At 54.6% G+C, this 23,060-nt stretch carries 26 protein-coding genes; 25 read left to right on the forward strand and 1 reads right to left on the reverse strand.

The window, feature by feature from the left end; translation table 11 throughout:
* Position 1 precedes the first annotated feature (1 nt).
* The 25 genes from AC3CHX_RS30185 (at position 2) to AC3CHX_RS30305 (ending at position 21,799) form a co-directional block, all read left to right on the forward strand.
* Positions 2-2,101 carry a VgrG-related protein gene (locus AC3CHX_RS30185; protein WP_488644983.1) on the forward strand — a complete coding sequence of 700 codons (2,100 nt, stop codon included), beginning with the start codon at positions 2-4 and terminating at the stop codon, positions 2,099-2,101.
* A 57-nt stretch (positions 2,102-2,158) separates the two neighbouring features.
* Positions 2,159-2,539 carry a lysozyme inhibitor LprI family protein gene (locus AC3CHX_RS30190; protein WP_488644984.1) on the forward strand — a complete coding sequence of 127 codons (381 nt, stop codon included), beginning with the start codon at positions 2,159-2,161 and terminating at the stop codon, positions 2,537-2,539.
* Between the two features lie 139 nt (positions 2,540-2,678).
* The gene (locus tag AC3CHX_RS30195) at positions 2,679-3,167 is read left to right on the forward strand and encodes a hypothetical protein (protein WP_488644985.1); all 489 of its coding nucleotides are present in this window, start codon (positions 2,679-2,681) and stop codon (positions 3,165-3,167) included.
* Positions 3,168-3,178: 11 nt separating this feature from the next.
* Positions 3,179-3,571, forward strand: coding sequence for a hypothetical protein (locus tag AC3CHX_RS30200; RefSeq protein WP_488644986.1), 393 nt, complete (start codon positions 3,179-3,181; stop codon positions 3,569-3,571).
* Positions 3,568-3,807, forward strand: coding sequence for a hypothetical protein (locus AC3CHX_RS30205; RefSeq protein WP_488644987.1), 240 nt, complete (start codon positions 3,568-3,570; stop codon positions 3,805-3,807). The genes AC3CHX_RS30200 and AC3CHX_RS30205 overlap by 4 nt, the downstream gene beginning before the upstream one ends.
* A complete protein-coding gene (locus AC3CHX_RS30210; RefSeq protein WP_488644988.1) occupies positions 3,804-4,682 on the forward strand; it encodes a hypothetical protein in 879 nt (292 codons plus the stop codon). Before AC3CHX_RS30205 ends, AC3CHX_RS30210 begins: the two co-directional genes overlap by 4 nt.
* Positions 4,679-5,248 carry a phage baseplate assembly protein V gene (locus AC3CHX_RS30215; RefSeq protein WP_488644989.1) on the forward strand — a complete coding sequence of 190 codons (570 nt, stop codon included), beginning with the start codon at positions 4,679-4,681 and terminating at the stop codon, positions 5,246-5,248. The genes AC3CHX_RS30210 and AC3CHX_RS30215 overlap by 4 nt, the downstream gene beginning before the upstream one ends.
* A 10-nt stretch (positions 5,249-5,258) precedes the next feature.
* Positions 5,259-5,747 (forward strand): defense against restriction DarA-related protein, encoded by a 489-nt coding sequence (locus AC3CHX_RS30220; RefSeq protein WP_488644990.1) that lies wholly within the window; start codon positions 5,259-5,261, stop codon positions 5,745-5,747.
* A gap of 106 nt (positions 5,748-5,853) precedes the next feature.
* Positions 5,854-7,479: a hypothetical protein gene (locus AC3CHX_RS30225; RefSeq protein WP_488644991.1), complete on the forward strand. Its 1,626-nt coding sequence runs from the start codon at positions 5,854-5,856 to the stop codon at positions 7,477-7,479.
* 50 nt (positions 7,480-7,529) lie between these two features.
* Complete coding sequence (locus tag AC3CHX_RS30230) at positions 7,530-7,811, forward strand: hypothetical protein (protein ID WP_488644992.1); 282 nt, start codon at positions 7,530-7,532, stop codon at positions 7,809-7,811.
* A gap of 18 nt (positions 7,812-7,829) precedes the next feature.
* Positions 7,830-9,455, forward strand: a complete 1,626-nt coding sequence (locus AC3CHX_RS30235; RefSeq protein WP_488644993.1) for a hypothetical protein — start codon at positions 7,830-7,832, stop codon at positions 9,453-9,455.
* A 159-nt stretch (positions 9,456-9,614) separates the two neighbouring features.
* Complete coding sequence (locus tag AC3CHX_RS30240) at positions 9,615-10,172, forward strand: hypothetical protein (protein WP_488644994.1); 558 nt, start codon at positions 9,615-9,617, stop codon at positions 10,170-10,172.
* Positions 10,173-10,277: 105 nt separating this feature from the next.
* The gene (locus AC3CHX_RS30245; RefSeq protein ID WP_488644995.1) at positions 10,278-11,111 is read left to right on the forward strand and encodes a hypothetical protein; all 834 of its coding nucleotides are present in this window, start codon (positions 10,278-10,280) and stop codon (positions 11,109-11,111) included.
* Entirely contained in the window at positions 11,108-11,866 is a 759-nt protein-coding gene (locus AC3CHX_RS30250) for a hypothetical protein (RefSeq protein WP_488644996.1), read from the forward strand. Before AC3CHX_RS30245 ends, AC3CHX_RS30250 begins: the two co-directional genes overlap by 4 nt.
* Complete coding sequence (locus tag AC3CHX_RS30255; RefSeq protein ID WP_488644997.1) at positions 11,838-12,083, forward strand: hypothetical protein; 246 nt, start codon at positions 11,838-11,840, stop codon at positions 12,081-12,083. Before AC3CHX_RS30250 ends, AC3CHX_RS30255 begins: the two co-directional genes overlap by 29 nt.
* 34 nt (positions 12,084-12,117) lie before the next feature.
* On the forward strand, positions 12,118-12,729 hold the full coding sequence (locus tag AC3CHX_RS30260) for a hypothetical protein (RefSeq protein WP_488644998.1): 612 nt from the start codon (positions 12,118-12,120) through the stop codon (positions 12,727-12,729).
* Positions 12,729-13,112 (forward strand): hypothetical protein, encoded by a 384-nt coding sequence (locus AC3CHX_RS30265; RefSeq protein ID WP_488644999.1) that lies wholly within the window; start codon positions 12,729-12,731, stop codon positions 13,110-13,112. The genes AC3CHX_RS30260 and AC3CHX_RS30265 overlap by 1 nt, the downstream gene beginning before the upstream one ends.
* Positions 13,105-13,392 (forward strand): hypothetical protein, encoded by a 288-nt coding sequence (locus AC3CHX_RS30270; RefSeq protein ID WP_488645000.1) that lies wholly within the window; start codon positions 13,105-13,107, stop codon positions 13,390-13,392. The genes AC3CHX_RS30265 and AC3CHX_RS30270 overlap by 8 nt, the downstream gene beginning before the upstream one ends.
* Positions 13,392-13,988 (forward strand): transglycosylase SLT domain-containing protein, encoded by a 597-nt coding sequence (locus tag AC3CHX_RS30275; protein ID WP_488645001.1) that lies wholly within the window; start codon positions 13,392-13,394, stop codon positions 13,986-13,988. The genes AC3CHX_RS30270 and AC3CHX_RS30275 overlap by 1 nt, the downstream gene beginning before the upstream one ends.
* Positions 13,988-14,356 (forward strand): hypothetical protein, encoded by a 369-nt coding sequence (locus AC3CHX_RS30280; RefSeq protein ID WP_488645002.1) that lies wholly within the window; start codon positions 13,988-13,990, stop codon positions 14,354-14,356. The genes AC3CHX_RS30275 and AC3CHX_RS30280 overlap by 1 nt, the downstream gene beginning before the upstream one ends.
* 80 nt (positions 14,357-14,436) lie before the next feature.
* Positions 14,437-14,610, forward strand: coding sequence for a hypothetical protein (locus AC3CHX_RS30285; protein ID WP_488645003.1), 174 nt, complete (start codon positions 14,437-14,439; stop codon positions 14,608-14,610).
* A 199-nt stretch (positions 14,611-14,809) separates the two neighbouring features.
* Entirely contained in the window at positions 14,810-15,184 is a 375-nt protein-coding gene (locus AC3CHX_RS30290; protein ID WP_488645004.1) for a hypothetical protein, read from the forward strand.
* Positions 15,181-16,776 carry a hypothetical protein gene (locus tag AC3CHX_RS30295; protein WP_488645005.1) on the forward strand — a complete coding sequence of 532 codons (1,596 nt, stop codon included), beginning with the start codon at positions 15,181-15,183 and terminating at the stop codon, positions 16,774-16,776. The genes AC3CHX_RS30290 and AC3CHX_RS30295 overlap by 4 nt, the downstream gene beginning before the upstream one ends.
* Positions 16,777-17,013: 237 nt before the next feature.
* Positions 17,014-21,234, forward strand: coding sequence for a beta strand repeat-containing protein (locus tag AC3CHX_RS30300; RefSeq protein WP_488645006.1), 4,221 nt, complete (start codon positions 17,014-17,016; stop codon positions 21,232-21,234).
* 37 nt (positions 21,235-21,271) lie between these two features.
* Positions 21,272-21,799 carry a hypothetical protein gene (locus tag AC3CHX_RS30305; protein ID WP_488645007.1) on the forward strand — a complete coding sequence of 176 codons (528 nt, stop codon included), beginning with the start codon at positions 21,272-21,274 and terminating at the stop codon, positions 21,797-21,799.
* A 5-nt stretch (positions 21,800-21,804) separates the two neighbouring features.
* Here the strand turns inward: AC3CHX_RS30305 and AC3CHX_RS30310 are convergent, their stop codons facing one another.
* A complete protein-coding gene (locus AC3CHX_RS30310; RefSeq protein ID WP_488645008.1) occupies positions 21,805-23,013 on the reverse strand; it encodes a replication initiation protein in 1,209 nt (402 codons plus the stop codon).
* Positions 23,014-23,060: the final 47 nt, after the last annotated feature.

Below are 23,060 nucleotides of genomic sequence, written 5' to 3' on the forward strand. Positions count from 1 at the left end.
CATGCTTAATTCCGACTCAAAAGGGTTCCTTGTTGCCGACACGAAGATCGACGCCCACGAACTGGCGCGCGGCATCGACGGTGTAAGGCACGATACCAGCGCCATGCTCGCACTTATGAAGCGGCAAGGAAACTCCAACATATTGCAGCGCGCTCGCGTATCGAACCCTGGAAGCGGCACGGCAGGCGGTACCCGCGAGCGCGATAGCCTGGGGCGCTTTGTCAAAAGCAGCGCGCAGCCAGGCGCAGCGGTACGGCAGCTGACGCGGCAGCAGGCGCAACTGGCCGTTGTGGAAAAACGGGCTGCAGCGGCCAAGCGTAGCCGGGATGGGATTGACCGGGCGACCGCCAGCGCGCAGGCGCGCGATGACCGTGGCCGCTTTGGTGCCGGGGAAGGCGGTGGTGGCGGCAAGGATGACAAGGAAGGGTTTTTCTCGCGCCTGAAATCGGCGCTGTCGGGTAAGGGTGAAGGGGGCGATCTGGACAAGGTTGATCCAGCCATTGAAGCTGCCAAGGAAATGAAGAACCTGATTAGCGGGCCACTCAAGTCCGTTGGGAAAATTGGGAAAAGCATTATCGGTCGCGGTTTCTCTCCGAACGAAAAAGACAAAGCTGTTCCGTGGTACCGGCGTATGGGGGGCGGACTGCGCAAAGATAAAAACGGATTTAGCAACTCCAAAAATAAAGCCACAAAAGGTATAAAAGGCGGCGGTGACTCAGATGGTCCCGGCTTCTTTGGGGCGCTGTTCGGAAGCATTGGACCGGCCATTCTTGGCGCTATCGCCAGCCTTGGCGGCATGCTGCTCACTGGTATCGGCACCGTCCTGAGTGTGGTCTTTAGCCCAATCGGGCTTGCAATTGGGGCCGCAGCGCTTCTTGCGTGGGGGCTGTTCACCGAGGATGGGCGCAAATTCTTTACCGACTTGGGCGGAAAGATCGCTGATACGTGGAATGTGGCAGTCAAGGAATTCAGCGCGGTATGGAAGCCTATTAGCGACTATCTGAACAATCTGTTAGGTATTGCGAAGGATAAGGCTGTGGCGGCGGGGAATGCCGTCAATGACGCAGTCAAGGACGCTACTGGGGTTGATGTTAAGCAAGCAGTCAAGCAAGCGCCAGAAGCGGTTGCGAAGGCCGGGAATGCAGCGAACGATGTCGTAAAAAATGCCACTGGCATTGATGTCAAGGAAGTGGCGCAAAAGGCCGCTACAGTTATCACGGACACGGCCAAAGTAGGTTTTGAGGCCGTGAAATCCGGGGCCGGTGCAGCGAAAGACTGGGTAATTGGTCAGACGTCAAAGATGTTTGAGTCTGGTAAGGGCGGCGCAGGCACGGTATCCACTGGTAGGGGCGACAAAGGCGGTGCGTCATACGGCACGTATCAGCTCTCATCAAAGATGGGGGTTGCCGCTGATTTTGTGAGTAAGTCATCCCATGCTGCCGACTTCGCAGGACTTACGCCAGGCACGAAGGAATTTAACGACAAATGGAAAGAGATTGCAAAGACTGATCCAAATTTTGGCAATGAGCAGCATGACTTTATCAAGAGCACTCACTTTGACCCGCAGATGCAGAAATTACAAAATGCAGGGATTGATCTATCTGGGCGCGGTGCAGCGGTACAGGATTCAGTGTGGTCAACTGCTGTACAGTTTGGCGGTAATAGCTCCCTGATCCAGTCGGCTTTGAAGGGTAAAGACGCATCCAAGATGAGTGATACCGAAATCGTATCGGCTATCCAAGATTACAAGATAGCCAATAACGATAGCCTGTTCAAAAGTTCATCCGCTAAAGTTCGCGCCGGAACCCTGACGCGTGAAACCAGTGAAAAGGACAAACTGATTGCACTTGCAAATGCAGGTGTCGCCATGCCGTCCATTGCATCAACCGTATCGACTCCCGGCCTGGGTTCCCCTATGAGTATGCCATCGGTTTCTATCAGCCCGCCTAGCCTGCCTGCCGCTGCCCCGCTCGCTGATATCCCGGTACCGCTTAATAGCAAAGGTCCGCTCGAAGTCACGGTGAGGAATGACCAGCTGATAGGGCAAGACACAAAAGATCGCAGATTGGCGTCTATCGCTTCAGGCGGCCTATCGAATTGAGTTGATAAAAATGATAAGTTATGGCATTTTAGAAGACAAATATTATGGGGGTAAGGCATGAAATTCGCAGTCTTTTGTATGCTTCTTGTAGCATCAAGCTGTTCTTTTGCATCTGAGCCTTTGTTATCCAAGAAGTTTGATTCTTGTATGGATTCGGCCAAAGGGGTAACTTCTGACATGCTTGATTGCATAGGAGCAGAGGTAAAGCGCCAAGATATTCATCTCAATACGGCCTATCGGGACGTGATGAAATCGTTACCGAAAGAGCGAAAAGTAAAGCTGCAGGATGCGCAGCGCGCATGGCTGAAGTTTCGGGACACGAATTGTTCTTTCTATGAAGACCCGGAAGGTGGCACGGCTGCTACCGTATCCTCTGCAGATTGCTTTATGAGTGCTACGGCTAACCGTGCGCAAGAGCTTGAGCTATTCATCAAATAATTAATACTCTGCCCCTCATCAAAGCCCACCCTCGCGTGGGCTTTTTTACGTCTTCCTCTTAGGAAAACCCAGCCCTGCCCTGTTCGTATCGCCCCGTAAAGTTGAGCCCTGATATTACAAACACTTTTACGGGTGACACATGACAGTTTCTACGGGCGCAGTTCAGGGGCAGACATACGGTCTAGTTCGGGCATTAGGCGACAAATCCATCAACTCCGATGCTGTGTTTGTTATCTCTGGCTACGAGTATATGCGGCTTCTCTTCAAGAGTTTCCCTTGGCCTATCCTTTCGCCGGGTGAGACTGTCGAGATTGCGATGCCAAACGGGGGCTTAACCGGCCAGCCATCGCAATCCAAAACCTTCTTCGAAAACCAAGTGACCGTGTACGAAACAACACAAGGTCACGTCGAAGCATTTTCAAAGACTATTCTCGCGCAAGGTGGCAAGTTCAATGCCACGCTCTATGAAGGCACGATGGAGAACTATAGCCGGACCGCGAAAATCACCGATGCATGGCTAACCTTTGAGCCGGGCGACCGTGACTGGGAAAATCGCACTCAAGCAATGATGTTCACCGCACAGCTGTCTTATAACTACTTTGGCGAAACAGGCCCAGGTAACCGTTAAAAGGCCGCCCCATGACGCTTGGAGAACTGGCCTTATCGGTCAAGTGGCCTTTCGGCCTCATTCTCGATGACGAGGATGTGAAAGCGCAGGCTGTGAATGCTGCGCGGCAGTATTCCGCCTGGGGGACGATTAGCAGCATCAGCGCTACCTCCATTGATCAAAGTTATCCGACGCTCGATGACTTGGACGAATTCGCAGACATGGCCGATGGCGAATGGGGCGTCATCAAGCCTCTATTCATGCTGTACATCGAACGGGAAAACGCGCGGGGGCTTGAGGCCTCTCGCAGCAACGGCGTGGACGTCTATGGTCGCTCGGTATCGGAAATCGATCAGTCGATTGTCCAGTACGAAACGGTTGACATGCCGCGCGCCGCTTTCATGCAGCTGCCCGAGTCGATATGAGCATAGCCAAACTCAGTGAGATTTCCGGGTTGCAGCCAGATGACATCAAAAGCATCGCGGAACAGGTCAAGAAAAACCATGCGGCCTTAAACGGCTGCAGCGGTCATGCTTTTGCCGACATTTCACCGGAAAAGACATACGGCAAACGCTATCGCTGCGCACATTGCGGCGGCGAGGTCGATTTCCATGCGCACCATTGGTATGACCTTGGCCGCAAGCATGCAGGCAATAAATGATTTCGATCAACGGCCTACGCGGTGACATGGTGTTGTCGGCCTGCCTGCGTTATGACTTGGCACCGATCCCGCTGACCTTCGAGGCGCAAATCCGCCTGGCTCCCGATACCGCGTCTAACTTTCAAGATGACAAGGTAATCCGTGTCAACGAAATAGATTTTCGCATCGTCAAGTGCGAGCCTATGCGCAACGCCGGTGGCGCTACGCAGGGCGATTACCCCATGTCTGCCGTGTCCATTACCGCATTCCCGGATGGCTGCGCTGGCGTCGCACTGCCGCGTCGATCCGCCGTCATCTTCAAAAATACCAGCTTTTCCACCATTTACCGCTCCTGCGGTGCGACTGTCGGCGTCGGCGGGGATTTCGTGCTTGGCCGCTTCGTCTGCTACGCGGGCGACGTCCCTACCTTCCAGCTGGCGCAAGCGCTGCAGGAAGAATCGGCGGTGCTGACATGGAAAAGGAACAGGGTAAATGTCGTGCGCCTGCGCGATCTGTTCGCGCAAACGCCGGTCGAAAGCATCACGGTCGAATCGTCCGAGGATATTCAGAGCGGATTTTTGGAGCGCGACCAAATCCCTATCTATTTTTCAACCGGCGCAGACGGGAAGTTTTTATCCGGGCAACGCAAAAATTCAGCGCAGTCCGTCGCCTATTCACCACGTAAGAACATCCGCGAGCTGAACTTTATGAGCAAGGTATTGGTAAGGCGCAAGGTCATCACTGGCGCACCGAATCTTGGCATCCGGGCCGGTGACGTGATCGACGTGCGCGGTACTCCCCTGGTTGTCATGACTGCGGCGCATTTCATGCAGAACGACACTGACGGCGGCGGTGCAAACCAGTATTCGCGGTTCTGGCTTGGGAGCGCAGCGTGATCGGATTAATGCCTGCCGAAGTTGATTCGATAGACCGCGAGCGGCGCATCGTGAAGATTCGCATACCTGGCCTGACCGATGGCGCAGCCGATCTGCCGGAAGCGCAGCTATGCCTGCCGATGGGCGACAAGAGCGAAGACACAGAAATCCGCATCCTGCCGGACGACCGGGTCTGGATCGCTTTCGAGGGCGGCGATACCCGGTACCCAGTGATCGTCGGCTACCGGCCACGGAATCAGGAAAACGGCATCGATTGGCGACGTTTCGAGCATGCAAACTTCCAATTCAATGCTGACAACACTTTCAAGGTGATCGCGGGCACGCAAGTGACGGTGGTTGCGCCGCATGTGCTGGTTGATACCGAGGATGCCCATTTTACCGGCGCAGTAACGGTTGACGGGTTGCTGACCTATAAGGCGGGCTTGGCGGGTACCGGTGGATCGGCGGGAAGCAACATTACCGGCAACTTCACGCAGACGGGCGGTTCATTGAGCAGTAACGGCAAGGTTCTCGACACGCATATCCATAGCGATGCGCAAGGCGGCAACGTAGGCCCACCAATTTAAGGAGTAGGAAATGGCAGGCAAGACACTGATTTTTGGTTTTTACGAACTCTCCGAAAAGGACAAGTCCATTGCGAAAGCCAAGCGCTATTTTGCGCAAGCCGGGGCCAGCGTCACCTCTGTTGACGTCGACGCCAAGACCACGCGCGCGATGGGCGTGAGCTATCGCGAAGTGCAATTCGGCTTTGCGGATAGCCAAACGGTCAGTTTCGGCGTGAAAAATACCGGCGACGTCTATCAGGTCAAGGTCAACGGCAAGCTGGTACCGCTCAAATCGCAGGATGACCACATGAAAGCCATCGCTGAGATTGTCGGGTACATGGACAAGGGGCGCTCGAAGTTCCAGGCGGTACTGGCCAAGGTCAAGGTCGCCCTCCCCGCATCGATCCGCACAGCTGCGCCAAAGATGGAGCAGGTACTACGACAAAAGATTTCCGATATCGATGAAGCCATCGGTATTGCCAAAGAAAAGCTGGCATCACTGCAGCCGCAATCCATTTAGGAAAAGGCAGCGAAGAAGTATGCAGATTCACGTCGAAAATGAAGTCTCAATCAATAGGCACGGAGTTCCGTGCAGTTTTCTTATTCCAATTTTTTAAAGGTTAAAAATGAACGGGACTCAAACGAAGTACACCAAGCGGGATGCTGACGAGCTGCAATCATTCGTTGGTAATGTCATCGAGAGCGAAGCCAAGCCCGGCATGGTGCTTGATTCTGCTTCTGCGGCCACATCGGCGCTGGATAAGATCATGAACGAATCGAGCCAAACGCCGCGAGTACTGGACGAGCTGTTGGGCGTAGCGGGTGAAGAAAAAGGCGTCGTTAAAGCGATGTTCGACGGCGTCAACGCCTTCGAACGCGAACACGGTTTCCGTCCTACCGGCGATCTGCTGCTGTCGGCCTTGCATCAAGGTCGCAGCATATTCGACTCCATTACCAACGCGCACCACGATCAAATCTCGCTGCAACCGAATGCTGCAGTCGTCGCCATCATGGGCGCGCTGGCTGAAGCAACCCCGTTCGCTGGCTACCTGCCTGCGGATAAAGGTTCCAATGAAGCCCGACTGATCATCGTCCAACATCAAGCCGCAAGTGCCTGGGGCGATTACAGCGTATCCGACCTGATGGACGGCGTGGCTGCTGGTGGTGCTTACCTTGGCGCAACCCGCACGATGGAACTGGCTGCACCGACCGCTGGTAGCTATACCTTCGCCTTCACGGCGCAAGCTGCTGCCGGTGCTGCAATCAATCTGCTGCGTGGACGCACCATCGTCTACGTCAACGGTCAGCGCTCCGCAACTGAAGTCAACAACGGATCGAGTGTTGCCGCTTCCGTTGGTGTCGCCGGTTCTGTTGTCCTGGCTGGCGTCACTTATGCCCTGGCCGGTACCGTCACGCCTGCGACTGGCACCGTTGTAATTACCCCTACCCCGGCTCTCCCTGGTGGCACTGTCGTTACTACCGAAGTCAGTGTTGACTATGAAGCGGATGGCACAGTTACCCCGAAAATGGGTGTGCTGGCTGCGATGTTTCAAATGTTTGCTTCACCATACCGCGCTGTGTACCAAATCACGCCGGAAGCCCGCTCGCAGTTCGCAAATGAAGTCGGCGTTGATGCCGGTGCTGAAGCGATGCTTGCAGTGCGTGGTCAGTTCGCAATGGAACGCCATTACGATGCGCTGAAAAAGTGCAAGATGATCGGTAAGTTCATCAACACGGCCACCTACGATTTCCAATATGCAACGCAGATTCTGCAAAAGACTCGCGCGCAAATCTGGCAAGATTTCCAGGCGATCCTCGGTTCGGTATCGCAAAAAATGGCCGAAGATACCTACGACCACGGCGTTACGCACCTGTACGTGACCAAGGCCGTCGCTGCGCAGTTCCTGTCGATGCCGCGTGATCTGTTCGAACCATCGGGCATTACCGCGCGTCCGAGCATCTACCGCGTTGGCCGCCTGTTTGGTCAGTACGAAGTGTATTACACCCCGAAAGTGCTGGTTGAGGGTGCAGGCGGCGTATCTTCCGAAATCCTGTGCGTTGGCCGTTCGTCGCAAACCGCGCGCTGCCCGATCATTTTCGGTGACGCATCGGCTCCTATTTTCGAGCAACTGGGTACGAACTCGTCACTGCAGTCTGGTTACGGCTTCAGCGCCCGCAGCTTCACAGCGACTAATCCGCACAACCTGTCGGCCAAGGGTGCTGCGCTGATTACCGTGCTGAACCTGTCGTAATAGCGAGCACGTAACGATCCACCCCTTAAACGATAAAAAAGGCGGCAACAATGGCAACGAGAAATAAAGCCACTGTTGCCGATTCCGGCACCTCGGAATCGGCAACACAGAATGAACTGTCATTCCCACGCGAAGTCGCGATTGTGAATGACACGGCGATGGATTACGTAGTGGCACGCACTTTTGTCGGTGCAGGCTCTACCGCCAAAGTCATGGTTAACGATGACGATGAAATCACGCGCATGAAAACCGACTGCGAGCAGATTCTGTCTTTGAATGACACCTACAAGGATTCGGAAGAACCCGCGTTGCGCGTCACTGAAGTTCAGTAACCAGAAAAAGGGGAATCAATGTTTTATCCACATACCCGTCAACTTGGCTCGCAGCCCGGCGTACAACAGAATCCGCTCCGTGACAATACGGATGGCTTTGTTGCCGATGCCAGCGATCAAGTTGCAGCAATTGTAGGACGCTTTAAGCGGGGCCGGATTGACGCCCCTTTCAAACTTAATCGCGGAAACCTCCGCTCCAAGCTCGGCATCCCTGAGTCGATTCGCATTACTGCCTTGAATGAGGCATACGTGCAGTTGTATGAAGCAGTCAATAGCGGTACCTATGAGGCAGTCGTTGCCCGTCTGGTGACGTCTGCAGCGGTCAATAGCTACGCGGTGTTCAATATCGTAGCTGGTGTATCGTCCTTCGCCGCCAGCGCTACGGCACCGGTGTCGCTCTACCTGTTCTACCTGCAGCATCTGAGCTGTTTTAATGACGGCATCAAGATCGAAGTCACTGCAGACAAGGTTCTGGACGTAGATGGTGTGACATCGATCCCGGCCAAGGTCATCACCCTGCGCATTCGCGAGCCTAACGGCAACCTGATGTATGAATTCAAGGGTTCGCTCGATCCCCTGGCGGTTGATGAATACGGGCAGGATTATTACATCGGTTCCGTCATCGCGGCGCAAACCGATGCGGTAACGATTGGCGTTGCTGCTGCGGCTGCTATCCCGATCACTGCCGACTGCTACGGTAAAAATACCGATGGAACGGCCAAGGTCGCGACAACTGGCGTTAATCCGCTGGTTCTGTTTTCAGAAGGCGGTACCGGCTACCTGTCGGCGGATTACGACAATGCCATCAGCAAGCTTGAAAACGGCGCAATTGACTTCGGTTATATCTGGAGTGGCGGTTCGCAAGCTGTTGCCTTGCTGTCGAAGATGGGGCAGCTCGCTGTGCGCGCAAACCGGCAGTTCGTGTTCGACGTACCAGGCGGCCTGTCGCCTGCTGCGGCGATCACGTTCATCAATCAGTTGAGTCTGGACTCCCATTATTGCCAGGCATACTGGGCTCCTCTGACGACTGATGATCCGGTCAACGGCGGCAAGGCTGTCATCGGCACGTCCGGCTACAACATTGGCCGCCGTTGCGGGCGCAATGCGCAAACGAATGCCTATGGCTTGGCTCCGAAGAATTTCCCGGTTGCTGGTAAGGAATGGCCTCTGGTCCGCACAGGCATCCGGCAGACCTATACCCCGACTGAGTATGAACTGAGCGATCTGGCGCTTGCCAAGATCAACCCGGTGATTTACCAGCGCTACAACGGCGGCGGCAAGTTCGTTTTTACCGATTCGCTGACTTGCGCCAAGGTTACTGCATCGTATCGCAAGCTGATTTCGGTTGCCGAAATGAGTTCAACGATTGATGACATTGTTTCCAAGTTCGGCCTGGAAGTCCTGCAGTTGCCGATGGATATCGCCATCAAGCGTATGAACGACTTCCTGAAGGCGGAATTTGATGCTTGCCGCGCGTCCGGCTGGTTTGTGCCATCGGATGACAGTCAATTGGGCGACAAGGGCTATACCTTCACCGTCAGCCGCAATGCGGTAAGGCCTGCTGACCGGATGGATGTCTCCTATGGTACGCACTATGACGGTGTGGCTCGCGCCATCTTTATTACTCAAACTCTTTCCCGCTAAGGAGAACAGAAAATGTTTAAGAATCACTCAGTTTCGGATTTGATGCTAAGTCTGATGTCCCCACAAAAGAAGAAGGTCATTCTGGATAGCGCATCAGAAGCAGAACAGCCGAATGCTGCCCCGTCCGGGGCTGCCAGCTACACGCAGACTGACCTTCGCATGAAGGCGGTCGCCGTAGTTCAACAATGGGCAGAAACCGCGCCTGATGACCTGGCTGACGGCGAAACCCTGGCTGACCGCCTGTTGGCAATGGTCATCGGTGTGGCTGATGCTGACAAGAACGGCGAAATCGATGATGCCGAACAAGGTGTTTGCGATGTGGTACTCAATGCTATTTGGGATTACCTGTCTGCCAAAGGTGTATCCGACGATGATTGCGATGCCCTGCTGAACGAATGGGATGCCGCTGCCGCTGATCGCGTAAAGGACTTGGTAGTCGACGCGCTGCCGGATGGTGACGAAGCTGCCGGGGAAGACTTGGATTCCTTCGCCTTTGACGAAGACTCCGAAAAGGACGTATTCGATGCCGTGTACAAGAAGAAGGTTATCGTTCGCGCTGGCAAGAAAATGCGCGTAATGAAGCGTGTTTCCGGCCATGTCCACCTGTCGGCCAAGCAGAAGATTTCGATTCGCAAGATGCTGCGCAAATCGCATTCGGCTGTCGCTACCATGCATCGTATGAAGTCGGTACGAGTCCGCAAACGCGCGGGCCTGTAATACGATCATGCGTTGAAAAAAGGGCTGGTTTGATACCGGCCCTTTTTTATACGCAGCAGGAAAACGTAGCGCAGATCCCCATATTCGCGCCTGCATACTTTGCGCATGGCCGATATCAACGATAGGCGCACCAGCGCGCCAGTAGCAACGATCCTCAGTTCCAAGTGGACTGGGTTGAGTACGCATCTATTAGCCAAGTTTTACCCTCTCAAAAAACTGGCCGATGGCTCCGGATGGGAACAAAGCCTCGATAAAAAGCACCAAATTTCAGCCGCCGACAAATACGTGGTGGATGACGGCTTTGAGGTGCATTGCCCGATCACGGACGGCACCAGTGAAATGACACTGAGCTGGAACAGCCCATTCGAAGGGGCTGGCGCGGAATCAAAAGCGCCCATGCTGTCTGCGATGCTGCAATCCGGTTCGATGACGCCCGTTCTACAAGCGTTTCTCGGTAAATTCGGCGTCGATTCAAAGAATACCTCTGCCGCTGAATTTCTTGACAAGGCTAGAGGGCGAACCGGCATTACTAAGCTCAATTCGACACAGGTTTTTACCGGCATGCCGCCCGTAAAAATGTCGCTGACGCTGCATTTCCGCGCGCTGCAAAATCCGATAGAGGAAGTCCGCGAGCCGCTTCTGAAATTGAAGGAATGGGCGCTACCGCAATATTTGGCGTCCGATGGTCTGATTGCCGGGGCGATTAAGAATGGCTTGAAGCAGAATCCCCTGGATACGATTTTCCCGTCCCTAGCGCCGCAGATTATCGGCATGCGCTATGGCGATATGACCTATGAACCGATGGTCATTGAAAGCATGTCCGACCCTTTTACCAATCCCCGCTCCGACAAGGGCGTGATGCTGTCCTGTAGCGTCCAAATTACGCTCTCTACCCTGACCGCCATTGATCGACGCGATATCCGGAAAGTCTACCGATGATCGTATTTGCCCCTTTACGCGCGCGCCGCCTGGAAGTCCATTTAAAGGAACTGTCCATTGGCGATGAAATTGCTCTGTGCCATGTTCCGGAAAATGCGCATGAAAAAGCGCTGACCGAATTCCTTGAGCGCGTCGTTGATGCCGCCGATACACCTAGCGCCCGGCATGTTGCCAATCCGCGCGCCTGGAGTGTCGGAGAGCGGTTGCTGACGCTGGCGCACTACTGCACCCATACGCGCGAAGACCGGCCTAATTACGCCGTAACGGAAGTCTCCACGCTGTCCGACTATCTGGACGATCAAAAGGATTTCCCGCTGCAGCCTACGACCTTCCAGGCGCTCGATGACCAGTGGGTATTGATCCCGCTGACCGGCGCGGCAGCAGAAGTCATTGAAGCGCTGCAGGCGGCCTCCGATTTGAAAGGGAGTGAACATTGGCTGATCGGTGCGATGGCAGCGCAGTTATTGCGCGTAGGAGAAACCTTCCCGGACCCGATTGCCAAATTTCCAGAATACGAGCAATGGCTGGTCGGACGTATGACCATCATGCGCGCAATCCCAAGCTCAAGTTTTGACGTGCTGTACGCCAAATATCGCGGCGCACTGGAACAGGACATGCAGTTTTTCCGTATCTGGTTTGACGAACAGGGCGTCATTGTTCTGCCAAAGGAGGCCGGGGCGGTGACGCCACCGGCACGATTTCTCGTTCTTTCCTGCATCGGCGCTATTGCGCTTTCAATTACAGGAAAAGCATAACGAGTTGCTTGCAAGTTTGTTCTTAAACTTTGGTATCGACTACGACAAAGCGCTTTTTATGCGGCGCTCGGACGTGCAGGTGATTTTCGATAGCAAGGCGTATGGCGACTGGAAGAAATCGCGCGAAGCGACTCAGAAAATCGACATGGCCGTGATTGACCGACTCGATGTGCTGATTAAGTCCATCGGCAGTTTAGGCAAAGTGCTGGCGAGATAGCCCGCTTTTATTAGGTATCAAATAAGAGAACCGAATGTTAAAAAAAGCCGTTGCTGCCATAAAGGCCTTGCTCTCTCCGAGGTCAGAGCACGAATACAAAATGACGGTGCAGGAGGATGTTTTCTATCCAGACCATCCCAACCCGCGCGACCAGGGGGAATCGGCAACCTTTCGGCATACCAAGCACGATCAAAAAGCGCTCGGCACCCGCTGCTGCATTAGCGGCCAAGCGGTTGACGTTGAATACCATCACGTATTTTGCGAATGGGCATGGGCCGACGCTATCGACTGGCATCAGGTTCACGGCGTTGCACTGGGCATCATCAAACATTTGCCGGTTCTCGATCTTGTCACCGACCAGCCTACCAAGGAGCTGTACCCGGTTGAGGAATCGCTGCTTTGGATGATGATCCAGATCACGAAGGCGCGCGGATTCGACTGGACCGCGTTCGTTCCTGAGAAGCCGGAAACATTTGTCGACAGTTGGCAAAACATGCTGCCGCTGCATGCAAAATTCCATCGTGGCAAGCAGCATGGCGCGCACGAAACGACCGCCCCGATATGGAGTTTCCAAATGTTTCCCCGCATAGCCGGATTTATTTACTCGCCCGATGAAATGACGGCGCTACATACCGGAGCGGCGTAATGAGTACCTTCGAAATTGCCCGCTTAATCGTTGAGGTTGTTCTTATGGTTCTGGTAGCACCATTTACCGCGCTCCTTGGGTTCATGTTGCGCAAAGCCCTGAACGATATCACTGCCGGTGATGCAAAAGTTTCCAACCTCACGCTGTCCGTGCAAGAGAACGATGCCAAGCAAGGTAGGGAGCTATCCGAAGCTAAGTTAAAACTGGAAAAGGAGATGGCTGCCTTCCAGTTGTTAGTCGCTAACACCTATGTGACACAAAACGACCTCACAAAAGCAATTGACGCATTCAACAGGTCTATCGATGCGATCTTCAAAAAACTGGAGCGCATCGAAGACAAATTAGATTTAAAAGCTGATAAACAAGGAGTTGTTCATGGATAAGATTTTTCGTATGTCGCACTGGTTGTTGTTCTCGATCGTGCTGTACCTGGTCGCTGCTCTATTGGCAGCTGCGCATGCGCCTGATGGCACTCCGTTGCTGCCGCAGGTTCAAACTATCGCGTGGAAGTTGGGCCACCTCAACATCGCAGCCTTCTTCGGCTACCACATTGATCGATCAGCGTTCCGTGATCGCATCACTGCCCAATCAGAGCCAATTGTTCACATCCGGCGAGCCATCATGATCGTCGGCTGCATGATCGCCCTTGCCCTGGCGATGTGATGCGCTTCTTCCTTGTATTCCTCCTCTTTCTGCTTCTGTTGGGCGCAAGGATAGAAGTGCGCGCAGCAGACCCGGCGTTGCAATACCGTCCGACCCTGGTGCGTGAGGCGCAAGCCATCTATGGGCTGACAGCACCGATCCCGATGTTCGCCGGGCAGATAAAGCAAGAATCTGGATGGCGCGCGAACGTGACTGCCTGGGATGACGGGCGCGGCCTGGCGCAGTTCATGGATGGTACCGCCAAGCAGGTTTCACGGTCTTTCCCTGAGATTGGTGCGCCTGATCCGTATAACCCGAAGTGGGCGATCCGCGCCCTGGTCAGGTATGACGGCTGGCTGTATGAGCGGGTAAAAGGCAGTGACACATGCGAGAAGTGGGCCGCAGCGCTCAAGAGCTATAACGCCGGGCTTGGCTATGTACAGCGAGCGCAGCGCAAATCTCCGACGCCTGATAAGTGGTTCGACGCAACAGAAAACATCAACGCTGGCCAAGGCATCAAGAATTTTGATTATTCACGCCGCTATCCACGATTGATCCTCTATACGCATCAGCCGCTTTATGCGACCTGGGGCGAAACAACCTGCCTGGAAAAATAATGGTCCAAGAAAAATTGTGGCAAGGCGTCTGCCTCCTACTGGCTGTTCTGCTGTTGGTAACTGCTGGCGGCATGGGCTTTGAATGGTTGATGGCTGCGCATGATCGCGACCAGGCGCGCGCCGACCTGAAGATGGAGCAAGGCATTTCTGCCGGGTTACGGGTGGGGATTAACACGCAAAACGACGCTATATCCGCATTGGCTAAGGAAAAGGCCGTAGCTGATGAGCGAGCGAAGCTGGCCTTGCAGCTGGCCGATAGCAACGGCAAGCGCGTCGACAACGTGTTGGCGAAGGTCAAGAACGTCAAGGCGGTGACGTGTGCCGACGCGATGCCAGTGGTGAATGCGGTACTTGAGGGATTGAAATAATGCGAACCATTGTTTGTTTGCTGGTGCTACTGGCGTCCGGATGTACAACGGTCCCGCGACCAGTCACGCAGGAGGTAAAAGTGCCAGTTCTGGCACCTTGCGTTAAGGACGTACCGACCCGCCCCGACTATGAAACCGTGCATCTGACGAAGGTTGCTACTGACGGCGAGAAGGTAGCAGGGCTCGCGCGTGACTGGGCGCGCAGCCGGAAGTATGAAGGCCAGCTTGAGGCCGTGGTGGCGGGCTGCAATTGAACTCCAAACCATATTGCCAAATCACGGCGGATCGCATCGAGCGCCGAAAAGCTGGTCCGCTCTACCCTTCCGGCCATTGCCATATGTGCGATTGGAAAATCCCCCCCAAGGCACTGTGGTGTTCGGGTGCATGCTCTGAAGACTACGCGAGTGAAACAAAAGAACTCACGGCGAATGCACAAGGCGAATTGAAAAGAACATGAGCGATCTGATTGAGTGGAAACGGGGCGATAGCTTCATCGTGGATGAGCCGGGTACGCTCGTTGAGGATGCAGCCGGGACGCTTTCCATGACCGTGAACGGCGTTACGGTACCGGCATCAGCTCTGAACATGACGGGCTGGACCGTGACATCGCAGATCCGCCGCAAGGATACCGGCGATCTGGTATCTGACACCTATTTTTCATGGACGAACGTGGTGATTGGCGCTTACCGGCTGCAGGTAAAGGACACCACGAATTGGCCGCTGACAACCCTGGCATGGGACGTACAGTTTTGCGACCCTGACGGCTTCACTACATCGACGGACACGATTTACCTGCGCTGCAGAAAAGATCAAACGAGGGCAGCATGACGCAATTGCAGACAAATTTATCACTGGGCGGAAAGCGCCTTGTCGCAACGCTGGTCATCGGCGGTCGACAGATCCCAGGCCCGCAAGGTAACAATGGTGACGTTGGCGATGTGACGCCTGCTGCGACTGCGGCAGCTGCTACAGCGACCAGTGCTGCTACGCAGGCTGGCGCATCTGCGGGCAATGCTGCAACTTCGGAAGCCAATGCCGGGGCAAGCGCGGCGGCTTCCATTATTTGGAAAAACGCTGCGGCTGTCTCGGCTGGTACCGCAACAGATATGGCTGTTCTGGCGACTACGAAAGCCGGTAACGCCTCCGATAGCGCTGCGGCAGCCCTGGGCAGCAAAAATGCTGCCGGTGTCAGTGAAACCAATGCCGGGACCAGCGCTGCGGCAGCCTTGGGCAGCAAAAACGCTGCCGGTGTCAGCGAAACGAATGCCGGAACCAGCGCTGCGGCAGCCCTGGGCAGCAAAAATGCTGCCGGTGTCAGTGAAACGAATGCCGGAACCAGCGCTGCGGCAGCCCTGGGCAGCAAAAATGCTGCCGGTGTCAGTGAAACGAATGCCGGGACCAGTGCTGCTCAAGCTCTCGCATCGAAAAATGCGGCGGCGGTATCTGCGGGTACGGCATCGTCGGCTTCATCAACTGCGGGCGTTTCTGCCAGTGCTGCCGGTGTTTCTGCCGACATAGCTAATGCTGCTGCCCTCGCCGCCGCCAACAACAACACAAACAGTATTGCCTTAGCCAAGGCTCAGGCCGATGCTGCCAAGGTTCAGGCTGACGCTTCCGCTGGCAGTGCGGCGGCCGCACACACTTCAGAGACTGCAGCAGCAGGTAGCGCAGTCTCCGCAGCCGGTTCCGCTGGAGCGGCATCGTCATCCGCAGCCACCATTCCAGCAACGGTATATGCGCTGTCCGTCAACCTGATTAACACGCAAGCGCTCGCCGTCCGTCAAACCACGGCGCTCGATGTCGCTGTGACCGCTGCTGCGACCGCTGCAGCTGCTTCGGCAGTATCAGCGGCATCCGTGGGGACCAAATCGACCGATGCAATAGCCGCTGCGGCTGCTGCGGGAGTTTCAGCCGCGCAGTCCCTTGCATCGAAAAATTCAAGTGATGCCAATGCTACCGCTACCGCAACCTTAGCTGCGCAAGCCATTGGATCTAAAAACGCAAGCGATGCCAACGCGAACAATTCAGCCAATAGCGCGACTGCCGCATCGACCAGTGCCGGAACAGCAATTGCCAAAGCTGCCGCAGCTGATGCAAGCGCGTCCCTGGCCGCCACGAAAGCGCAGGCATCGCAAGATGCCGCAACCACAGCAATAACGACCGTGGCGGCGATTTCTTCCCTGACCGATACCGCTACCGCAAAAGCAGCAAGCGCGACGGCATCTGCTACTGCTGCGGCTGCATCCGCGAGCGCCACAGTCATACAAGTCGGTACCGCAACGACGAAAGCCGCTGCAGCATCTGCCAGCGCGGACGCTGCAGCGGCCAGTGCTGCCGCTATCCCGGCGCAGCTTCTTGTATTGGCAACGAATCTCATAACGACGCAAGCAATGTTTGCACAGCGTTTCGCATTTAAATAAAGGGTAACTATGGCTACGATTGACGATCTCACAACAGCTACTACGGCACTTACTAATGCTGTACTGATACAAAAAGCTACGCTTGATACGGCAGTGGCTAATGCCACAACCCAGGTCGCGCTTGCTACGACCCAAGCGGCCCTAGCAACGACCAATGGCGCAGCGCAGGTAGCGCTTGCTGCTACACAGGTTGCAGCGTCGGCGGCCAATGCCAACACCGTGTCATCCGTGAACACGGTGGCACAGACCGCCCTGGCTGGCACCACATCAGCCGCAACACAAGCGGCCAATGCGCGCGATCAGGCGAACGCCGCCTGGGCCGCGTCGATGGCTCCTGCTGAAGTGCTGCCATCGATCAGCAAGTCGATTCATTGGGGCGCAATCGTCAAAGCATTGATCTATGACACTGGCCGCGATAGTGACGGTGGTGCGTGGCGCAAGCGTTGCCAGGATAAGTCCTGGTACAACGAGGCGATCAATGGCGCGTGGCTTAGTCAGATGGCTAATGAGCTGACTGCGCGTGGGGATAACTTAGTCAGTTACCCACAAGAGTTCACAAATGCGGTCTGGAATAAAAATGCAACCGGCACAGGCACTGTTCCAGCTATCACTGCAAATACCGCTGTTGGACCAGATGGCACAGTCTCAGCATCTACTGTTGTGTTCAACTCGGGTGCCGGAATCACTATCTCGGATCAAAGTACCTTGGCTTTTGCTCCTGTTGTGGTAAACGGGACACTCTACGCCCACACATTCCAAGTAAAAGGCACGCCTGGAGACAAGCTTGTGCTGAGGGGTTCAGCCGGCACTGCCTACACTGGATTTACCTTGGATGGGACTTGGCAGACGTTGACTGTAAAAGAGTCCGCGATATCCGCCTCCGGCAATATTGAAATTGGTATTCGCCAAGCAACAGCCGCAGGGACTATCAACAGCTCAGTTACCGTCCTAATCGCCAGTGCAAAAGTCAACCAGGTTGCAGCTCTCGCATCGACCTACAGCGCATCGCTTGAAAATATCATTAATGGCAGGTTTGAAATTGGAGCTACTGGATGGGTAGTTTCGCAGTATGCCTCTACTGCCGCCGTGGTGGCTGGTGAGCTTCAGGTCACAGCAACAGCAGCAACAGGTAGTCAGATGCAGAGTTTCCCTACCGTGGTCGGGAAAACCTATTTCGTAACAGGGGATGTTCGCAAGATAACCAACCCTGGAACAACGGCTTACATCACCCTGACAAATTCGGTGGGCGCTACTGACGCGCAGGTACTTGGTACTAATTCCACTACCGCACCGAAGACCGTTTCTGGCGTGTTTGTTGCGACTGCCACGACCTCGTACATTGCGTTACGTGTAAGCACGAACGGTGACATTGGGGCTTTCGACAACGTATCCGTCAAAGAAGTCACAGTCGTAGCCACGCCTTACGTCCCTTACAGCGCCCTCGTTGGCCAGTATTACCAGAACACCACCGACGGCAAGTACTACTCACTTGGCGCGACCTATGGCACTCAAGTTGAGACGTTCAACGGCAATGTCCGCGAACATCCCGAGCAAATTGATATTTTTGTAGAGACAGGGCGGGTTATCGCTTATGACGTTACGCAGCCTGGTTGCCCAATGTGGAAGGTATTCCCAATCGCTGCGGGTGGTGCATTCTCAAGCGTCTTCGCGCTCAATGGCGTGATCAATGTTGGGTGCGCCAACGGATTGATGCACTATAGTTTCCTGGCAGACTTCATCGATTTTAGGCAAAGTGGAAATTACCGCACAAATGGGGCGATAGCCACCCGCGCTATTAGTCAGCTTGTAACCAAGCCCGGATTCAATTACATCATCAGCACCACAGTCAACGACGTTTCCGCAACCGTTCTCGACGCTGCCCCTGTAGACCCTGCGACCGGCGTGAAGGTGCCTACGATTGTCGTGGTCACTGCTGGTGGTGTGAGTGTGATCAAGGACGATGGCACTGTCGTTAATAGCTCACAGACGAACGACACAAGGTCTTGTGCAATAGTTGGGAAGACTTTGTTTCTCGGAGCTAAATACGGCGCGACCGCTACTGCGCGGTTCCAGGATCTGACAAACCTTGCGGCAGGATGGACCCCTACTACCTCTCTTGGTTTCAACTTTGGGGCCGGGGCCGCCGATGAGCTTAAGGTTTGCCCTGTTGGTCCATCTGCCTATGCAACCACGTTTAGTTACAACAACTCAGTTGCAATAATTCGGCTCAATCAAGCGGTACCAAACGCTTCAATGCGTGTGATTATCAACAGCCTCTTCAACACCGGCTGGCAAGTTGGTGACATCCGTCTCTCAGCACTTGCTGACACGGTGGTAGAGACTGTTACCGCCTCCGGCGAGCTGGTGACGAATGGGATATTTAATACTGATACGAGTGGGTGGACGTTAAACACCACCGATGGCGGTACAGCTGCTGTTTCTGGCGGCGCTGTAGTGATCACTAACGGCGCATCCGGCACATCGGCAACCTCACTGTCTCAGGTTGTGGCAACGGTAGTTGGCCGGACCTACCAGGCAGTAGCATCGTTCACTAAAGGTACGGCTGTCACAGGAGCGTTGTTTGCCGGTACAGCTGCCAACGGCTCAAACCTCGGCGTCGCTAACCTCTCGGCCAACGGCACACTTTCATTCAATTTCGTTGCCACAGCCACGACAACGTACCTAACGTTGTTGGGGAACACTCTGGCCGCTGGCGTCACCAGTACATTCGACAACGTTTCTTGCCAACTTGCCTCCGCAGATCGCTGCCTCAAGAACACTGGTTTAATCTTGAATGGTTCTATCGTCAAAGCTGCGGTTGCTTCGGGCGCGAATCTTGTTGGTTATTCCGGGTTCTCGGCGGCGAACTATTTGCGTCAACCCTACACCTCTGCGTTGGACTTTGGCACTGGTGAGTGGGATGCTGGAGTGTGGGCCTTTGTTCCAACGACCTTCCAATCCAGTAGCTTCCCACTCCTGACTGCGGACTTGCTGACCAATGGCGACTTCGGGGCTGGATCAACAGGGTGGACTGTGACAGGAAATGACGGTACCCACATCGCTACGTTCTCAGGTGGGGCCATTCGGTTCCAGTCTGACACCACAACGCCTGTCTTAACCGTGGTGAATGCGCTGGCGCTGACAGCTGGTAAGAGTTATGAAATAACCGTGGTTATTTCTGCCTGGACTTCTGGTTCCATCAAGTCTGACTCCTTCACTCAGACTAGCCTTTTGCTAGGGGGTGGAGTTGGTACGTTTAAAGTTGTCGGGACAGCACAAGCCACAAATTTCACGTTCACACGTAACAGCACCAATGTTGACTTGACCGTCGATTCGATTACGGTGCGGGAACTGGGGCAAACAGTGCTGCTCGACCGCAGTGCTGCAACCGGCCCAAGCATCAAGCTTGGCGTGAACGGCGGTGGTTTCTTGGTAGGTACTGCCTACGATGGCACCACAACGCGCGTAGTGACTTCGCCAGCAGCGGTCAACACCGGCGGACCAACTATCTGTGGCATGACGTATCGCACAGACGGTTCGCTGGCATTGACAGTCAATGGTGGCGAAGTGCAACGGACTGCTGGTGCGCCTCTTCTGACGATGAACAATGCCAATGCGGTGCTGACTATCGGTAACAGCTTCGCGCTCGATGCACCGTTCCCAGGTTCTTTGGCCTTAGCGAGTATCAGTGCAACCGCTCCATCGCCGGATCAGGTTGCCGAAATATACCGCACCGAACTAGCGATGATGCAGTCGGGGGCGCAATGCACCCTTGACGGCACCAGCTCTCTCGTCGCCGCATTGGCGTATGACGATGTGACGGATATTCTGCACGCTGGCTCCGTCTGGGGTCGTAGTGGTATGAAGGGCTTGGTTCGCATCGAAAGCGCTGCCACATCGGTCGGCGCAATCACAAGCCTGTCTGCAAACCAAGGGGCTCACATCACTGGCGGCGCAACTGCTGGTCGCTACTACCAGCCTGCGATGCTACTGCGTGACGAGCTGCGTCGTCGTGACGTGGCGCGCAAGGCATTGGGCAAGGTGCCAGCGCCTTTCAACTTCGATACGATTTCGTTCACTGCTACCACATCTATCACGGCGGGCGTGTCGAACCAGTTGACTGGCGTAGTGGTGACAACTGGCACACCGTATGTCGGCATGGGCATCACCGGCACCGGCATCCCGGCTGGCACCACGATCACCAGCATCAACGGTACGACCTTCCTCATGTCGGCAAATGCGACTGCTGCTGCTTCTGGTGTGGTCATGGGGCAGTCTTCGTTCAGCCTCCCTAAAGGCTATACAGCCATTGCCGTGTACTCGGCGGAAGCATTGAAGCGGGAGGGGGCAACAAAGACGTACACAAGAAGCTTTGACGGTTTTGTCGAATCCATCAACTTTGCCACTTCCCCAGGCAATGCGATTTGGGTGTGCATCATGGCGATTCGCTCAAACTAAACCAAGGGGCTTCGGCCCCTTTTTAAAGGATATTGATATGAGCTTTGTAATAACTTCCCCGCTCAATAAGAGCTTTGTAAATTTGCTTGCTAATGATCTTTGGACAGAGGCCGATATCATCCACCGCACCGAGGCTATTCTGCATAGCGCAGTCTCGAAAGAAGACGAGCTGATCCTGTCTCGCAAGATGACCGGATTCGCCCTGGATCTTGTGGTTCCCACCGAGGCTGAGACAGTCCAACTGTCCGCGTATGAATTTGCCGCTTACGCTGCGCAGGCGGCAGGCGTGGCGGCGCGGGCTGACATGGCGCTGCTGCGGTCGACCATTGATGTTGAACATGCCCAGGCGCGCTTGGCACTGCCGGAAGTGCCATTGACCATTCCAGGCAATGAGGTTGATGCGGACGGAAATTCAATAGAAGTGGCGAACCCCGCGATTGCGGTCGACACTGCCGAACGTGCAGCCGCGCAAGCGGTTGTTGATGCGGCCAGCACTGAAGTACTGGTGTTGGTTTCGTTACGCAATCCGGTCATCGAGCCGGAAGACCCGCAAGAGCCGGTTTAACCGCCCTACCCTGCAGTCAGTAATTTGTGGCGCAGCCACGCCATGAACTGTACGCGCTCAAGCGTATTTTTGAATCTGACTGCTGATTCATCGTAAGACGTAGCAAAGTTAGCGCCGTCACTGGAAATGTAGGCTGTCGCATAGGTGTGCAAGGCATCATTAGACAAGCCTTTGATGGCGGCGTTGACGGCCTTTGTGCGGTCCTGATTTTCTGAATTTTCCTGTTCTTTGGCCAGCGCATCGGCAGCTTCCTTTGCAGCTTTTGCCGCTTTTTTCTCCTTATTCTTACTATCACCAATCGCGCTATTGCTTTCCACGATAGTCCGAATATAGCCGCCAGGATTTTTGATCTTCTTCACTTTTTCCAGAAGTTCGACATGATCTATGGCTGCTAATGTACGATCTGGCATGTTGATTATCCAATCTATCGCCACTGATTCAGCTACTCCGTGCCCAACCAGGCGCTTGAAAAGTTCCGTTTTTCGCGCCTCTCCGTGTTCAATTTTCTCGGAGAAGTCCATAGACATTTGCGCCTTGTCCTTGATGCTGTAGCGTATCGCCGTGGTCTTGCGGTTCTCTCGTTGGTACTCTGCCGTAATTTCAATGTCCGAAACCTTGTTCACTTGCTTGATGGATGGGGTTATTACCCGCCCACTAAACCGCGCAAAGGTATCGTACAAAGGGGCATCAGCCCCTAGCAGCTCACGCCACATTTCTACATTCTGAAATCCTGTTGAGCCAACTCGCTTAAATCTCACGCAATTTTCATACAGGGCCAGCGCAAATCCACTGGCAAATCTGTTCTGAATATCGATGTCGATCATGCCGAAAGCCGTCTCAGGGTTCGCCATACGCTTTGCTAGTTCGCTGTCATAACTGTAGGTGCATACGCCGTTCTCAATCTTCCCGCGACCGACCAGCTGGATATCAAGCCACGCAGTATTGCCTCGCTTTGTGAGCCGGTCGAACTTAATCAACGTTGTCTGAAGCCGGTTCAATGCTTTGCGCAAGTGGTCAATGTTATTGCTGTCTTTATCCCATCCCATAAACTCATACAGGGCACCAACCGAGATCGTGTGTTCGTCCTTGGACAGCAATTCATCGTAGGCGTTAAGCAGCAATACGTTGGCCAGCTTCCGCTCGACCAGCGAAAGGTCGCCGGTGATGTGGATCATCGCGGCGGGCTTCTTCACCTTCGCAACTACTTGTGTCATGTTGGCTCCCGCTGGACGCTATAAAAGGTGCTTTTTCACGCTATAAA

The sequence above is a fragment of the Glaciimonas sp. OK215 genome (assembly GCF_057787885.1).

Bases quoted from the DNA above. Each gene is read 5' to 3' on its own strand.
- AC3CHX_RS30185 (WP_488644983.1), top strand. From the start codon at position 2: ATGCTTAATTCCGACTCAAAAGGGTTCCTTGTTGCCGACACGAAGATC.
- AC3CHX_RS30190 (WP_488644984.1), top strand. From the start codon at position 2,159: ATGAAATTCGCAGTCTTTTGTATGCTTCTTGTAGCATCAAGCTGTTCT.
- AC3CHX_RS30195 (WP_488644985.1), top strand. From the start codon at position 2,679: ATGACAGTTTCTACGGGCGCAGTTCAGGGGCAGACATACGGTCTAGTT.
- AC3CHX_RS30200 (WP_488644986.1), top strand. From the start codon at position 3,179: ATGACGCTTGGAGAACTGGCCTTATCGGTCAAGTGGCCTTTCGGCCTC.
- AC3CHX_RS30205 (WP_488644987.1), top strand. From the start codon at position 3,568: ATGAGCATAGCCAAACTCAGTGAGATTTCCGGGTTGCAGCCAGATGAC.
- AC3CHX_RS30210 (WP_488644988.1), top strand. From the start codon at position 3,804: ATGATTTCGATCAACGGCCTACGCGGTGACATGGTGTTGTCGGCCTGC.
- AC3CHX_RS30220 (WP_488644990.1), top strand. From the start codon at position 5,259: ATGGCAGGCAAGACACTGATTTTTGGTTTTTACGAACTCTCCGAAAAG.
- AC3CHX_RS30225 (WP_488644991.1), top strand. From the start codon at position 5,854: ATGAACGGGACTCAAACGAAGTACACCAAGCGGGATGCTGACGAGCTG.
- AC3CHX_RS30230 (WP_488644992.1), top strand. From the start codon at position 7,530: ATGGCAACGAGAAATAAAGCCACTGTTGCCGATTCCGGCACCTCGGAA.
- AC3CHX_RS30235 (WP_488644993.1), top strand. From the start codon at position 7,830: ATGTTTTATCCACATACCCGTCAACTTGGCTCGCAGCCCGGCGTACAA.
- AC3CHX_RS30240 (WP_488644994.1), top strand. From the start codon at position 9,615: ATGAAGGCGGTCGCCGTAGTTCAACAATGGGCAGAAACCGCGCCTGAT.
- AC3CHX_RS30245 (WP_488644995.1), top strand. From the start codon at position 10,278: ATGGCCGATATCAACGATAGGCGCACCAGCGCGCCAGTAGCAACGATC.
- AC3CHX_RS30250 (WP_488644996.1), top strand. From the start codon at position 11,108: ATGATCGTATTTGCCCCTTTACGCGCGCGCCGCCTGGAAGTCCATTTA.
- AC3CHX_RS30260 (WP_488644998.1), top strand. From the start codon at position 12,118: ATGTTAAAAAAAGCCGTTGCTGCCATAAAGGCCTTGCTCTCTCCGAGG.
- AC3CHX_RS30265 (WP_488644999.1), top strand. From the start codon at position 12,729: ATGAGTACCTTCGAAATTGCCCGCTTAATCGTTGAGGTTGTTCTTATG.
- AC3CHX_RS30270 (WP_488645000.1), top strand. From the start codon at position 13,105: ATGGATAAGATTTTTCGTATGTCGCACTGGTTGTTGTTCTCGATCGTG.
- AC3CHX_RS30275 (WP_488645001.1), top strand. From the start codon at position 13,392: ATGCGCTTCTTCCTTGTATTCCTCCTCTTTCTGCTTCTGTTGGGCGCA.
- AC3CHX_RS30280 (WP_488645002.1), top strand. From the start codon at position 13,988: ATGGTCCAAGAAAAATTGTGGCAAGGCGTCTGCCTCCTACTGGCTGTT.
- AC3CHX_RS30290 (WP_488645004.1), top strand. From the start codon at position 14,810: ATGAGCGATCTGATTGAGTGGAAACGGGGCGATAGCTTCATCGTGGAT.
- AC3CHX_RS30295 (WP_488645005.1), top strand. From the start codon at position 15,181: ATGACGCAATTGCAGACAAATTTATCACTGGGCGGAAAGCGCCTTGTC.
- AC3CHX_RS30305 (WP_488645007.1), top strand. From the start codon at position 21,272: ATGAGCTTTGTAATAACTTCCCCGCTCAATAAGAGCTTTGTAAATTTG.
- AC3CHX_RS30310 (WP_488645008.1), bottom strand. From the start codon at position 23,013: ATGACACAAGTAGTTGCGAAGGTGAAGAAGCCCGCCGCGATGATCCAC.